This window comes from Nocardioides montaniterrae, from assembly GCF_054782655.1.
The window spans coordinates 385,307-398,389 of sequence record NZ_BAAGSB010000001.1 but is presented as its reverse complement, the minus strand read 5'-3'; the positions used below and the strand labels follow the sequence as shown (position 1 = coordinate 398,389).

The 13,083-nt window shown below is 72.2% G+C and carries 13 protein-coding genes; 9 read left to right on the top strand and 4 right to left on the bottom strand.

The window, feature by feature from the left end; genetic code table 11:
- Window positions 1-17 precede the first annotated feature (17 nt).
- The 7 genes from ACYVJ3_RS02175 to ACYVJ3_RS02145 all read left to right on the top strand — a co-directional run bounded on the left by ACYVJ3_RS02175 (window position 18) and on the right by ACYVJ3_RS02145 (window position 7,797).
- Window positions 18-1,280: a geranylgeranyl reductase family protein gene (locus tag ACYVJ3_RS02175; protein ID WP_460850845.1), complete on the top strand. Its 1,263-nt coding sequence runs from the start codon at window positions 18-20 to the stop codon at window positions 1,278-1,280.
- 9 nt (window positions 1,281-1,289) lie between these two features.
- Window positions 1,290-2,162 (top strand): NUDIX domain-containing protein, encoded by an 873-nt coding sequence (locus ACYVJ3_RS02170; RefSeq protein WP_460850844.1) that lies wholly within the window; start codon window positions 1,290-1,292, stop codon window positions 2,160-2,162.
- Window positions 2,159-3,499, top strand: coding sequence for an FAD-binding oxidoreductase (locus ACYVJ3_RS02165; protein WP_460850843.1), 1,341 nt, complete (start codon window positions 2,159-2,161; stop codon window positions 3,497-3,499). The genes ACYVJ3_RS02170 and ACYVJ3_RS02165 overlap by 4 nt, the downstream gene beginning before the upstream one ends.
- An 87-nt stretch (window positions 3,500-3,586) precedes the next feature.
- Window positions 3,587-4,771 carry a class I SAM-dependent methyltransferase gene (locus ACYVJ3_RS02160; protein WP_460850842.1) on the top strand — a complete coding sequence of 395 codons (1,185 nt, stop codon included), beginning with the start codon at window positions 3,587-3,589 and terminating at the stop codon, window positions 4,769-4,771.
- Complete coding sequence (locus tag ACYVJ3_RS02155; protein WP_460850841.1) at window positions 4,771-5,730, top strand: hypothetical protein; 960 nt, start codon at window positions 4,771-4,773, stop codon at window positions 5,728-5,730. The genes ACYVJ3_RS02160 and ACYVJ3_RS02155 overlap by 1 nt, the downstream gene beginning before the upstream one ends.
- Before the next feature lie 16 nt (window positions 5,731-5,746).
- Window positions 5,747-6,751: a DNA topoisomerase IB gene (locus tag ACYVJ3_RS02150; protein ID WP_460850840.1), complete on the top strand. Its 1,005-nt coding sequence runs from the start codon at window positions 5,747-5,749 to the stop codon at window positions 6,749-6,751.
- Between the two features lie 80 nt (window positions 6,752-6,831).
- A complete protein-coding gene (locus ACYVJ3_RS02145) occupies window positions 6,832-7,797 on the top strand; it encodes a phosphatase PAP2 family protein (RefSeq protein ID WP_460850839.1) in 966 nt (321 codons plus the stop codon).
- On the opposite strand, the gene ACYVJ3_RS02140 is transcribed toward ACYVJ3_RS02145, so the two are convergent.
- The gene (locus tag ACYVJ3_RS02140; RefSeq protein WP_460850838.1) at window positions 7,779-8,672 is read right to left on the bottom strand and encodes an alpha/beta hydrolase; all 894 of its coding nucleotides are present in this window, start codon (window positions 8,670-8,672) and stop codon (window positions 7,779-7,781) included. The genes ACYVJ3_RS02145 and ACYVJ3_RS02140 overlap by 19 nt on opposite strands.
- A 19-nt stretch (window positions 8,673-8,691) precedes the next feature.
- Window positions 8,692-9,810 carry a phosphoserine transaminase gene (gene serC / locus ACYVJ3_RS02135; protein ID WP_460850837.1) on the bottom strand — a complete coding sequence of 373 codons (1,119 nt, stop codon included), beginning with the start codon at window positions 9,808-9,810 and terminating at the stop codon, window positions 8,692-8,694.
- Between the two features lie 106 nt (window positions 9,811-9,916).
- Here serC and ACYVJ3_RS02130 point away from each other — a divergent pair, with 106 nt between their 5' ends.
- Together ACYVJ3_RS02130 and ACYVJ3_RS02125 are read left to right on the top strand one after the other, a co-directional pair.
- Window positions 9,917-10,321, top strand: a complete 405-nt coding sequence (locus ACYVJ3_RS02130) for a DUF7577 domain-containing protein (RefSeq protein WP_460850836.1) — start codon at window positions 9,917-9,919, stop codon at window positions 10,319-10,321.
- Window positions 10,314-10,796 carry a GNAT family N-acetyltransferase gene (locus ACYVJ3_RS02125; RefSeq protein WP_460850835.1) on the top strand — a complete coding sequence of 161 codons (483 nt, stop codon included), beginning with the start codon at window positions 10,314-10,316 and terminating at the stop codon, window positions 10,794-10,796. Before ACYVJ3_RS02130 ends, ACYVJ3_RS02125 begins: the two co-directional genes overlap by 8 nt.
- 38 nt (window positions 10,797-10,834) lie before the next feature.
- Here the strand turns inward: ACYVJ3_RS02125 and ACYVJ3_RS02120 are convergent, their stop codons facing one another.
- Complete coding sequence (locus ACYVJ3_RS02120; protein WP_460850834.1) at window positions 10,835-11,725, bottom strand: DUF559 domain-containing protein; 891 nt, start codon at window positions 11,723-11,725, stop codon at window positions 10,835-10,837.
- Between the two features lie 150 nt (window positions 11,726-11,875).
- Entirely contained in the window at window positions 11,876-12,979 is a 1,104-nt protein-coding gene (locus ACYVJ3_RS02115) for a citrate synthase 2 (protein ID WP_460850833.1), read from the bottom strand.
- Between the last annotated feature and the right edge of the window lie 104 nt (window positions 12,980-13,083).

Genomic DNA, 13,083 nt, shown 5'->3' with positions numbered 1-13,083 from the left:
TTTGAGAGGATGACGGCGTGACCGCGCCCACGCCCCAGACCACCGATGTCCTCGTGGTCGGGGCCGGGCCGGCGGGGTCCGGCGCCGCGGCCTGGTGCGCGCGGCTCGGACTCGACGTCGTGCTCGCCGATGCGGCGGTCTACCCGCGCGACAAGACCTGCGGCGACGGCCTCACGCCGCGCGCGATCAGCGAGCTGGAGAAGCTCGGGCTGCGCGACTGGGTGCGCTCGCACACCGTCAACCACGGCCTGCGCGCGCACGGCTTCGGGCAGACGCTGCACCTGCCGTGGCCCGGAGGCAGCCTGCCCGACTGGGGCAGCGCGATCCCGCGCACCGAGCTGGACGACCACCTGCGGACCACCGCCATCAAGGCCGGAGCCGTCGGCATCGACGGGGCCCGTGCCGTGGACGTCCGGCTGGAGTCCGGTCGCGTGGTCGCGGTGACCTTCGAGACCGGTGGCCGGGGCGGCGAGCGTTTCGACATCGCCTGCAAGCGACTGGTGGTGGCGGACGGCGTACGGTCACCGCTCGGGAAGCTGCTCGGACGCGAGTGGCACCGCGACACCGTCTACGGCGTCGCCGGCAGGACGTACGTCGCCTCGACCATGGCCGACGATCCGTGGATCTCCTCCCACCTCGAGCTCCGGGGCGAGGACGGCAAGATCCTGTCCGGCTACGGCTGGCTGTTCCCGCTCGGCTCGGCGGCCGGCGAGATGAACCTCGGTGTCGGCACGCTGGCCACCGCGAAGCGGCCGGCCGACATCGCGATCAAGCCCCTGATGAGCCTGTACGCCGACCAGCAGCGCGCCGCGTTCGGGCTCGGCGACGAGCTGCGGATGCCGACCTCGGCGCTGCTGCCGATGGGTGGCGCGGTGTCGAACGTCGCAGGCCCCAACTGGGCGCTGGTCGGTGACGCCGCCGCCTGCGTGAACCCGCTCAACGGCGAGGGCATCGACTACGGCCTGGAGACCGGTCGGCTGGTCGCCGAGGTGCTGGCCGAGGCCCGCCACGCGGCGCTGACCGACCTGTGGCCCGCCCTGCTGCGCGAGCACTATGGCGAGGCGTTCTCGATCGCGCGCCGGCTCGCGGGAGTGGTGACCGTGCCCAAGGTGCTCAACGCGCTCGGTCCGATCGGCATGCGCTCCGACCTCATGATGACGCTGGCCCTGCGCTGGATGGGCAACCTGGTCGACGACGAGGACCGCGACCGCGCCGCGCGCGTGTGGCGCTGGGCCGGTCGGCGATCGATCGCCCGCGACTCCCGCCCCCCGTTTGCCTAGGCTGGAGTGATGGCGCAGAAGGTGCAGCGGCTCGCGGCGTACGCCGTGATCGTGCGGGGCGAGGAGATCCTGCTGTCCCGGCTCGCGCCCAAGGTGACCCGCAACGAGCTGTGGTCGCTGCCCGGCGGTGGGGTCGACCACGGCGAGAACCCGCGGGACGCGGTGGTGCGCGAGATCTACGAGGAGACCGGGCTCTCCGCGACCGTCGGCGAGACGGCCCACGTGTTCTCCGCGCGCGCCGAGGACACCTGGCGGCAGGGCCGCCGCGTCGACCAGCACTCGGTGCGGCTCGTGTTCGAGGGCTGGGTCCCGGCCGACTCGCCGGCGCCGCGGGTCACCGAGGTCGACGGCTCGACCATGGACTCCGCGTGGCAGCCGATCGCGGCGGTCCTGGACGGGTCGCTGCCGACCGCGGCGGTCGTCGCGGAGGCGCTGGCGGCGTACAAGATCGAGCAGCGGCAGCGGGCGGCGGCGTACGCCTATGTCGAGCGTGACGGCGCGGTCCTGCTGACCCGGACCTCCGACCTCGCACCGAACCCCGGCACCTGGCACCTGCCCGGCGGCGGGATCGACCACGGAGAGTCGCCGACCGAGACGGTCGTGCGCGAGCTGTGGGAGGAGACCGGGCTGAAGGGCTCGGTCGACGGGCTCCTGACCGTGCTCGACCACCACTTCACCGGCACCGCGCCGAACGGTCGCGAGGAGGACTTCCACGCGATCGGGATCGTCTACCGCGCCTCCGTCGAGGACGGCGAGCCGCGGGTGATGGAGTCCGGCGGCACGACCGAGGCCGTGGCATGGGTGCCGCTCTCCTCGATCGCGGCCGGCGAGCTGCCCGTCTACCGCTCGGTGCGCGACGCGATCGCCGCGGCCCGAACATGACGGTCGTCGACCGGCTGCGCGAGGTCGTCGGGGAGGCACATGTCCTCACCGACCCCGACCTCCTCGCCGGTCACGTGACCGACTGGACCGGGCGCTGGACCGGATCCACCCCCGCCGTCGTACGTCCGGGGTCAGTGGACGAGGTCGCGGCGGTCATGGCCGTCTGCGCCGAGGAGGCGGTCCCCGTGCTGGCGCAGGGCGGCAACACGGGACTGGTCGGGGCAGTGCCGAGGGGAGAGGTGGTCGTCTCGTCCCGCCGGCTCACCGAGCTGCGGGTCGACGTGGAGGACCGGCTCCTGCGGGCCGGGGCCGGCGTGACCGTCGCCGACGGCCAGCGGGCCGCGACCGAGGCCGGACTGCACCTGGGGATCGATCTCGCGTCGCGCGCGTCCGCCACGCTCGGGGGAGTGGTCGCGACCAACGCGGGCGGTCTGCGGGTGGTGCGGCACGGCACGACGCGGCTGCAGCTGGCCGGTGTCGAGGCCGTCCTCGCCGACGGTTCCGTCGTACGTCGCACCGCCGGGCTGGTCAAGGACAACGTCGGCTACGACCTCGCCGGCCTCTTGTGCGGTTCGGAGGGCACGTTGGCCGTGATCACCGAGGTGGTGCTGCGGCTGACCGATCCGCCGGGTCCGGCGGAGGCGGTGCTGGCCGGCGTGGAGTCGGTCGAGGACGCGCAGGCGGTCCTGGCGGGTCTGCGGGCCGCGGGCTTGACGATCGAGGCGGCCGAGTACTTCCGTGCCGACGGGATGGCGCTGCTGGAGCAGCACGCGGGCCTGCGCACGCCGTTCGAGGCGTCCTGCGCGGCGTACGTGCTGGTGGAGGTTTCCGGGACGGAGGACGTCGCGACGGCGCTGAGCGGGCTGCCGATCGTCGACGCGACGATCGCCCCCGCCCCGGCGGAACGGCTGTGGGCCTATCGGGAGTCGATGTCGGAGGTCACGACCCGCGCCGCCGCCGACCTCGGGACGCCCGGGATCCGGTTGGACGTCTGTGTGCCGGTCTCGGGTCTCGCGGAGCTGGTGAGCGAGCTCGACCGGCTGCGCGTCCGGGCCTGTGTGTTCGGGCACCTGGCCGAGGGCAATGCGCACGTCGTCCTGATGGGGGTCGCGCCCGACGAGGCCGAGGCCGCCGAGCGTGCTGTGCTCGAGCTCGTCCTGCAGCTCGGTGGCTCGGTCAGCGCCGAGCACGGGATCGGGAGGGCCAAGACTGCCTGGCTCGAACGGCAGCGTGGTGCGGCCGACGTCGCGGCGCTGCGGGCCGTGAAGGGGGCGCTGGACCCGCGCGGCCGACTGGCGCCCGGGGTGATGTTCGCGGCAGGCCCACCGGTAGATTGACCGGGTGAACCCGCGCCAACGCCGACTCGTCATCCCGGTCGCGCTGGTGGCGCTCCTGCTCGTCGTGGTGATCGCGGCCCTGCTGAAGTGAGCACCACGCCCGACACCGTGCGCGCGGCCGTCCTGGACGCCGAGCGGCTGGTGCGGGCTGTCGTCTCGGGCCGCCGCCGCGGCTTCGAGGCCCCCGCCGGGCGGCGCGTCGAGCTGCGCTGGGTCGACCTCAAGGCCGGGCGGCACCTGCAGGTCGTGAGGTACGACGCCACCCAGGCCCACACCGCCAACTTCGGGCTCGGTGCCGAGGCGGAGGCCGCTGTCGACGGCCTGCTCGCCGAGCCGTTCGGCAACTGGCACGTCGAGTCGACCGACGCCACGCTGCAGCTGCGCTACACCAAGAAGGGTGAGGCCCTGGTGTCGCGCTCGGGCGGCGTCGAGGCCGCTCCGGTCCGCGCGCACGACCGCGACAAGGACCGGCTGCTGCCCGACGACGACCCGGTCTTCGCCGCCCTCGGCCTGGCCGGTCGCGATGGGCGGATCAAGCCGTCGCGGCAGGCGAAGTACAAGCAGGTCGAGGAGTTCCTCCGCCTGCTCGACGTCGCGCTGCGCGACGCGATCGCCGCCGGCGCCGTACGCCGACCGACCGCCGCCGATCCGCTGCGGGTCGTGGACCTCGGTTGCGGGAACGGCTACCTGACCTTCGCAGCCGCCCGCTACCTCGCCGGCGTCCGCGGCCTGCCGATCAGGATGATCGGCGTCGACGTGAAGCAGCAGTCGGCCGACCACAACGCCCGGTTGGCCACCGAGCTCGGGGTCGATGCCGAGTTCGTGGTGGGCACCATCGGCGAGGCCGCCGTGGAGTCACCGGACGTCGTGCTGGCGCTGCACGCGTGCGACACGGCGACCGACGAGGCGCTGGCGCGCTCGGTGGAGTGGGAGGTCCCGCTCGTGCTCGCCGCGCCCTGCTGCCACCACGACATCGCGGCCCAGTTGCGCAAGACGAGCCCGCCGCCGGCGTACGCCTCGCTGCTGCGCGACGGGATCCTGCGCGAGCGCTTCGCGGACACGCTCACCGACGCGTTGCGCGCCGAGCTGATGCGCTCGCGCGGCTACCGCGTCGAGGTCGTCCAGTTCGTCGACTCCCAGCACACGCCCCGCAACACGATGCTGCGTGCGCTGCGCACGGGCGCACCCGGCGACCTCGAGGAGTACGCCGGCCTGACGACCGCCTGGGGCATCCGCCCCCGCCTCGGGGAGCTGCTCGGGGTCGAGGCCTGATGGGCCGGCGGGAGCGGGCGGCCGCCGTGCTGCTGGCCCTGCCGTTCGCCGTCGGCGCGACCGTCGCGGCATCGGCCTCCGGGCCCGGCGGCGGTCACGAGCTGTGCGCCTTCCAGGACCCCGCCATCGACGAGGCGAGCGGGATCGTCGCCGTCGACGGGCTGCTGGTGACGATGAACGACTCCGGCGACACCGCACGCGCCTTCGCCGTGGATCCCGCCACCTGCCAGACCGTCGGCGTCACCCACTGGGACGCCAGCCCGACCGACGACGAGGGCCTGGCGCCGGGCGCGCACGGCACCGTCTGGGTCGGCGACATCGGCGACAACTTCCACTCGCGCACGACCGTCACGGTCACCGAGGTCCCGGTGGGTCGGGGCGATCGCACGGTCGCCGGATCGGCGTACACCTTGGTCTACCCGGACGGCCCGCACGACGCCGAGACGCTCCTGCGCGACCCCGTGGACGGGCGCCTGTACGTCGTGTCGAAGGACTGGATCGGCCGCCTGTACGCCGCCCCGAAACGACTCGGTCCCGGCGAGAACCGGCTGACGTTGGCGCACTCCGGGCTGCTGGGCCTGGCCACCGATGGTGCGTTCTTCCCCGACGGCAAGCACCTCGTGCTGCGCAACTACGGCCAGGCCGCCATCTACACCTGGCCCGCGCTGGACCGGGTGGCGACCTTCGACCTGCCCAAGCAGCAGCAGGGCGAGGGCATCGGCGTCGGAACGGACGGCCGGATCTACCTGTCCTCCGAGGGTGTCGGCGCGCCCGTGCTGCAGCTCGCGCTGTCGTCGGAGGTGAAGCAGGCGCTCGCGGGGAAGTCGTCCGTCGCGCCGGCCTCGGGCGACCCGATGCCGACCCGCGACACCGACGCCGCCTGGCCGTGGATCACCGGTGGCGCGGTGGCCCTGCTCGCGGCAGTCCTCGTGGGCGCGATCGCTTGGCGGCGCCGCTGACGGGTACCGGTCGCGGGTGGCCGGCCGTCTTCGTCGTACGACTCCGGCGGAGCCGGGGTGGACCCGTCGCCGCTGCGGACGCGGCTTCGTCTTCCTCGACCAGGACGGCGCCCGGCTCGGGCCCGCGGAGGCCGAGCGCTGCCGCGCCCTGGTGATCCCGCCCGCGTGGCGCGACGTGTGGATCTGCCCGCGGCCCAACGGCCACCTCCAGGCGGTCGGCGTCGACGACGCCGGGCGTCGGCAGTACCTCTATCACCCCGATTGGGTGGAGCGCCGCTCGGCGGAGAAGCACGAGCGGGTCCTGGGCTTCGGGCGCCGGCTGCCGCGGGTGCGTGCCCACGTCGCCGAGGACCTCGGCTCGGCCTCGCTCGACCGGGATGCCGCGTGCGCCCTGGCGGTGCGGATGATCGACCTGGGCTGCTTCCGCATCGGCAACGACGTGTACGCCGAGGCGAACGGCTCGTTCGGTCTCACCACCCTCGAGCGGGAGCACGTACGCCGGCACGGGCCGGTGCTGCACTTCGACTTCACGGGCAAGTCGGGGATCGAGCACCACGTCGAGATCGACGACCCCGCCGTGGTCGAGGTGGTCGAGCGGATGCGCCGGCGGCGTGCCGACGACCCGGGTCTCCTGGCCTTCCGGGAGGGGCGTGCGTGGCGCCGGCTCGTGCCGTCCGATGTGAACGACTACCTCCGTGCGGCCTCCGGCATGGAGGCCACGGCGAAGGACTTCCGCACCTGGCACGGCACCGTCCTCGCCGCGGCCGCGCTCGCCGAGGCCCCGGGTCCGGAGGCCAGCCAGGCGCGACGCCGACGCGCCGTGGCCGCCGCCATGCGCGAGGTCGCGGAGTTCCTCGGCAACACACCGGCGCTGGCGCGCTCGGCGTACGTCGATCCGCGGGTGGTCGACGCCTACGAGGAGGGCCGGACGATCGCGGCGGCGGTACGCCGGAGCCACCTCGATCCCGACACCAGGCGGCTCGCCTACGAGCGGGCCACGCTGCGGCTGCTCTCGGCCTGACGGGCCTCCTCGTGTCCGTCAGGTGATTTCACGTGACGACGACCGTCTCGATCCCTAAAGTTTCGCTGGAGGTTCCCTACATGACGGTTGAGACTGCTGCGGTCGAGCGGCGAAGCATGGATGCCGCGCGGCTCGTGGGCATCGCGGCGTACGTCGTCGCCCTGGTGCTCTGGATCAAGTTCTTCGGCCTTCCGAAGCAGTCGCTGCTGGTCGCGGCCTTCCTCGGCGCCGCCACCGTCGCCTGGGACGTACGCCGGCCCGCCCGCGAGCACCTGGACTTCCTGCGCGACTGGTGGCCGGTGTTCGCGCTGCTCACCTTCTACCTCATGAGTCGTGGGCTGTCGGACAACATCGGGCTGGTCAGCGTGCATCGCACCGAGCCGATCGACTTCGACCGGTGGCTCTTCGGCGGAACGCTGCCGACCGAGTGGCTGCAGGCCCACCTGTGCGGGGCGCCGTGCACGAAGGCGATCGCGCCGCGCTGGTACGACGTGCTCCTCACCTGCGTCTACTACACCCACTTCTTCGCCTCGCTCACCGTGGCGGTCCTGCTGTGGAAGCGCAGCCGGCCCGAGTGGGTCTGGTTCATGCGCCGCTACCTCACGGTGCTCGTCGTGACCGTGACGATCTACGTCCTCTACCCGATGGCCCCGCCGTGGATGGCGGCCCGCGACGGCCTGATCAGCTCCGACGTCTCGCGCATCACCTCGCGGGGCTTCTTCAACGTCGGTGCGGTGCACGCGGCCACGACCGGTCACCACCAGAGCCTCTCGGCCGTCGGCAACCAGGTCGCGGCGATGCCGTCGCTGCACACCGGCCTGACCGTGCTCATCGCGTGGTGGGGCATCAGCCGGCTGCGGTCGCCCTGGCGCTTCCTGCTGCTGGCCTATCCGCCGCTGATGGCGTTCATGCTCGTCTACTACGGCGAGCACTACGTGCTCGACGCCCTCGCGGCGGTGGTCATGGTCGCGCTCGTGATGGCCGGCTGGTCGCTGGTCGATCGTCTCCGCGCGAGCCGGGGTGGACCTCAGGCGCTCAGCGCCTGACCGAGGAACTCGAGCTGGTGCGGGACGACCCGACGCCAGTAGTCGCCGTTGTGCGCGCCGAGCGAGAACCCGCCGGCCGGTGTGTGGCCGGCCGGGAAGCCGGCACGGAAGTCCTTGGTGGCCGAGTAGAAGGGATCGCTCTCGCCGCAGTCGATCCTCAGCTGCGTCTGGCTGAGCTCGCCTTGCTTGCCGAAGAGCGAGCTCGCCGCGAAGTCTGCCTCGTCGTCGAACGCGCCGGGCGCGCTGTCGGCGTAGTGGTGCCAGAGTGCCGGGCTCATCGCGCCGATGCCCTTGACCATCGCTGGCCCCAGCTGGAGGGCGAAGTGCATCGCGCCGAAGCCGCCCATCGACCAGCCGAGGAGCGCGAGCCGCGCGGTGTCGAGGCCGCGCTCGGCGAGCAGCGGCAGCAGCTCGTGGGCGACCATCGCGCCGGCGTCCTCACCCGTCCGGCGACGGTGCCAGTAGGTGTCCCCGCCGTCGACGGCGGCGATCGCGAACGGCGGTACGCCGTGGGCGACCGCGTCGGCCAAGAACAGGTCGAGCGCCAGCTGACGGTGGTCCATGGCGTAGGTGTGGTCCTCGTAGCGGCCGTGCAGGGCAACGAGGACCGGTAGCCCGTCGGGCCCGTGTCCGGGTGGCAGGGCCAGTGACCAGCCGACCGTCGCGCCCAGGCGGAGCGCGGAGCGGAAGCTGCCGTTCAGCACCTTGCCACCGCGGACGTCCGGCACCCCGCCGGCGCGACCGTCGATCCCGAGGTGCCGGTAGACCCACGAACGCCCGGGCAGCGCCTCGGTCTCGACACCGACCGCGGCGAGCGTGCCGGCCCCGAAAACGGCGCCTCCCGCCGTCAGCAGCTGACGGCGGGAGAGCGACATGCCCGAAGGCTAGGGCAGATCAGAGCTGGCCGACGACGTAATCGATCGACTTGGTCAGCTGCTCGATGTCGGCCGGGTCGATGGCCGGGTACATCGCGATGCGCAGCTGGTTGCGGCCGAGCTTGCGGTAGGGCTCGGTGTCGACGATGCCGTTGGCGCGCAGCACCTTGGCGACCTGGGCCGCGTCGATGGTGTCGTCGAAGTCGATGGTGCCGATGACGAGCGAACGGTCCTCGGCGCGGGCGACGTACGGCGTCGTGTACGACGTCGTCTCGGCCCAGCCGTAGAGCGCGTTGGACGAGGCGGTGGTGCGCTCGACCATGCCCTTGATGCCGCCCTGGCTGTTCATCCAGTCGAGCTGCTCGGCCATCAGGAACAGCGTGGCGACCGACGGCGTGTTGTAGGTCTGGTTGAGGCGGCTGTTGTCGATCGCGGTCTTCAGGTCGAAGAACGGCGGGATGTAGCGGTCGGAGGCCTGGATGCGCTCCGCACGCTCGATCGCGGCGGGGGAGAAGAGACCGAACCAGATGCCGCCGTCGGAGGCGAAGCACTTCTGCGGCGCGAAGTAGTAGACGTCGGTCTGGGTGAGGTCGACCGGAAGGCCGCCGGCACCAGAGGTCGCGTCGATGAGGACCAGCGAGCCATCGTCGGCACCCGCGGGGCGCTCGATGGGGGCCATGACGGCGGTCGAGGTCTCGTTGTGCGCCCAGCCGTAGACGTCGACGCCGGCCTCGGCGACGGCCTCGGGACGCGAGCCCGGGTCGGAGGAGATGACCGACGGGGCGTCCAGCCACGGCGCGGCCTTGACCGAGCTGGCGAACTTGCTGGAGAACTCACCGAAGGTGAGGTGCTGCGACTTCTGCTCGATCAGGCCGAAGGCCGCGATGTCCCAGAACGCCGTGGCGCCGCCGTTGCCGAGCACGACCTCGTAGCCCTCGGGCAGGTCGAAGAGGTTCGCCAGGCCCTCACGCACACGGCCGACGGTGTTCTTCACCGGTGCCTGGCGGTGCGAGGTGCCCATCAGGGCGTCGCCGGTGGCGGCGAGCGCATCGAGGTGGCTGGTCTGGATCTTCGACGGACCAGCACCGAAACGGCCGTCCGCCGGCTTGAGCTCTGCGGGGATCTGGATCTCGGTCACGGGGTCAGTCTGTCAGCCGGAAAGTGGATGGGGAAAACCGGTCTGACGAGCGGACCGGGCGGGCATAAGGTCACCACCGAGCACTCGCTTCCCGAGAGGAATCACCATGGCTGCCACCCCCGGTCTTCAGCACCAGAACAGCCTGCGCACGACCTTCCGCATCATCGGTCCGATCCTCGCGGTCCTCGGCCTGGCGATCTGCGTGAGCGGCTTCGTGAAGTTCGTCCACCTGGGGGAGTCGTTCAGCGACGCATCGCCGCTCCCCGCCATGGGCATGTTCCTCGGTGGCTTCGTCATGTTCGGGATCGGCATGACTCTCGCCCGGCTCGGGTTCATGGGCGCCGGGGTCCGGTACGCCGCCGGCGAGCTCGCCCCGGTCGCCAAGGACAGCCTCGACTACATCAAGGGCGGTTCGGCTGGATCCGCCGGCGGCCCGTTCTGTCGCGGCTGCGGTACCCGCAACGACGCCGACGCGTCCTTCTGCGACAAGTGCGGGGCCTCGCTTGCCTGAGGACCTCGACCTCCGCGTCACCGGCTACGACCACCCCGACGCGACCGCGCTGATCGCCCGCGTCCAGCAGGAGTACGTCGACCGCTACGGCTCACCCGACGAGAGCGCGGTCGACCCGGCCGCCTTCCTTGCGCCGAACGGGCTGTTCATGGTCGGTTACGCCGCGGGTGCGCCGGTGGCGACCGGCGCCTGGCGGGTCTCGCCGGTCCGTGAGCTCGGCGGCACCAGTGCGGTCGAGATCAAGCGGATGTACGTCGTCCCGGAGGCCCGCGGGCAGGGCCTGTCGAGGCGTGTGCTGGCCGAGCTGGAGCGCACCGCTGCCGCGGCGGGTCACGACCTGACGGTGCTGAGCACCGGACCGAGGCAGCCCGAGGCGATCGCGCTGTACGAGACCGCGGGCTACGCGGCGATCCCTGGCTTCGGCCACTACGCCGATGAGCCGGGCCTGCGTGCTTTCGGCAAGAGGCTCTCGTAGCCGGACGTACCCGTTGTGACTGGTGCGACCGCTGTGACTCACGCGGCGGTCGGGCACGCCTCGCAGCGTGAACGGGTACGTCCGGCTACGGCCCGTTCCAGGGTCGACCTGACCAGCTCCGGCTCGAACATGACGTCCTCCCAGGAGAACCGCAGCACGAGCCAACCGCGGACGGCGAGCGCGTTGTAGCGCCGCGCATCCTTGCGAAGGTCGGCTCGCCCGCCGTGCCACTCGAACGAGTCGGCCTCCAGGACGATGCGGAGGTCCTCGTCCACGAGGTCGGGCCGGGCGAGGAAGATTCCGTCGTCACGGATGGCGACCTGCGGTCGGACCGTGAGGCCGGAGACCCCGAGAGCGATCGCCCGGAGGGCCGACTCGAAGGGATTGGCGCTGTCCGCCGTCGCGAGGTCCGCCACCCGTCGCATCCGGCCCCCTCCGGTGCCCCGCGCATCACGCACCATCGCCCGCAGGCGGCTGGGGGAGTAGCCGGACCTGAGCGCGGAGTCCGCGATGGCGAGCGACTCGTCGAAGGGCAGGTGCCGCAGGCAGTCCAGCAGGGTCCGATCCTGGCCAGTCACTCCGTCGACGATGTCGTCCGGCCCGAGGGTGAGCCGGCGCAGGTCGACGCCCGCCGTCCGCCGGGGGTCGACCTTCCGGTTCTTGGGGACCGTGACCTGCGGACGTTCCGGGATCGTCTTCACCGCCCACCCCCAGTGCAGGGCTGCGCTGGCCAGGCACAGCGTGCCGCTCAGCGCATGCGCTGCGACCCGGGCCTCGTCGGCCTGGGCGACCACGTAGCGGCCGCGCGCCGGACGCAGGACCAGGCCGGCCGCGACAGCGGCATCGACCTGACGGCGCGAGGTCGCCCGGATGAGCGCAGCGCGGGTCGCCACGCCTCCCCTCCGCACGAGCTCCTCCGCCACCAGCACCCGATCAGCCTGCAACAAAGTCCCGCTGGGTGCTCGTCGCTCTCCACAGGCCCGTACCCGGACGTACCCGTTGTGACTCGTGTGAACAACGAGGAAGGGGAGCCACCGGATCGGTGGCTCCCCTTCCTACGGGTACGTCTGGCTACGGGACTACTTGCCCCAGGCGTCGTTCCAGCCCTCGACCGCGGAGGCGGGGCGGGTGGCGGGACCGGTGTAGACCGCCGAGGGGCGGATCAGGCGGCCGGTCTTGACCTGCTCGAGGATGTGGGCCGACCAACCGCCGGTGCGGGCGCAGGTGAACATCGAGGTGAACAAGTGTGCCGGGATCTGCGCGAAGTCCAGGACGATGGCCGCCCAGAACTCGACGTTGGTCTCCAGGACGCGGTCGGGGCGACGCTCGCGCAGCTCGGCCAGTGCGGCCTGCTCGAGAGCCTCGGCGACCTGGTAGCGCTCGGCGCCCAGCTCGCGGGCCGTACGACGCAGCACGCGGGCACGCGGGTCCTCGGCACGGTAGACGCGGTGGCCGAAGCCCATCAGGCGCTCACCGGAGTCCATCAGGTCCTTGACGTACTTGCGCGCGTCGCCGGACTTCTCGACGTCCTCGATCATGCCGAGGACGCGGGACGGCGCCCCGCCGTGCAGCGGGCCGCTCATGGCGCCGATGGCGCCAGAGAGGGCGGCCGCGACGTCGGCACCGGTCGAGGTGATGACGCGAGCGGTGAACGTCGAGGCGTTCATGCCGTGCTCGGCGGCCGAGGACCAGTAGGCATCGATCGCGTGGGCGTGCTTGGGGTCGGCCTCGCCGCGCCAGCGGATGAGGAACTTCTCGGCGAGGGTCTGGCCCTTGTCGACCTCGCGCTGCGGGACGATCGGCTGGTGGATGTCGCGGGCCGACTGGCCGGCGTACGACAGCACCATGACGGCGGCGCGGGCGAGGTCCGCACGGACCTCCTCCGGCGTGGAGTCGTAGGTCTGCTTGAAGCCGAAGGCGGGCGCGAGCGCGGCGATCGCGGACTGCAGGTCGACGCGTACGTCGCCGGTGTGCACCGGCAGGTTGTACGCCTCGGCCGGAGGCAGGCCGGGGGTGTAGGTGCCGTCGATCAGCAGACCCCAGATGTTCTCGAACGGGACGCGCCCGACGAGGTCCTCGATGTCGACACCGCGGTAGCGCAGGGCCGAGCCTTCCTTGTCCGGCTCAGCGATCTGCGTCTCGAAGGCGACGACGCCTTCCAGTCCGTGGTGAACCTCGGTCATCGGGCGACTCCTTCGTCGGTGGACAGGTGCTGCTGCGCTCCGGGAGCTGGTGGCGCGGCAATCTTCGGCATTCTGCCGCACCCGCCGCCGACCGCCTAGGTTGG

Coding starts and splice junctions, on each gene's coding strand:
- ACYVJ3_RS02170 (WP_460850844.1), top strand. CDS start 1,290: ATGGCGCAGAAGGTGCAGCGGCTCGCGGCGTACGCCGTGATCGTGCGG.
- ACYVJ3_RS02165 (WP_460850843.1), top strand. CDS start 2,159: ATGACGGTCGTCGACCGGCTGCGCGAGGTCGTCGGGGAGGCACATGTC.
- ACYVJ3_RS02155 (WP_460850841.1), top strand. CDS start 4,771: ATGGGCCGGCGGGAGCGGGCGGCCGCCGTGCTGCTGGCCCTGCCGTTC.
- ACYVJ3_RS02145 (WP_460850839.1), top strand. CDS start 6,832: ATGACGGTTGAGACTGCTGCGGTCGAGCGGCGAAGCATGGATGCCGCG.
- ACYVJ3_RS02140 (WP_460850838.1), bottom strand. CDS start 8,672: ATGTCGCTCTCCCGCCGTCAGCTGCTGACGGCGGGAGGCGCCGTTTTC.
- ACYVJ3_RS02130 (WP_460850836.1), top strand. CDS start 9,917: ATGGCTGCCACCCCCGGTCTTCAGCACCAGAACAGCCTGCGCACGACC.
- ACYVJ3_RS02115 (WP_460850833.1), bottom strand. CDS start 12,979: ATGACCGAGGTTCACCACGGACTGGAAGGCGTCGTCGCCTTCGAGACG.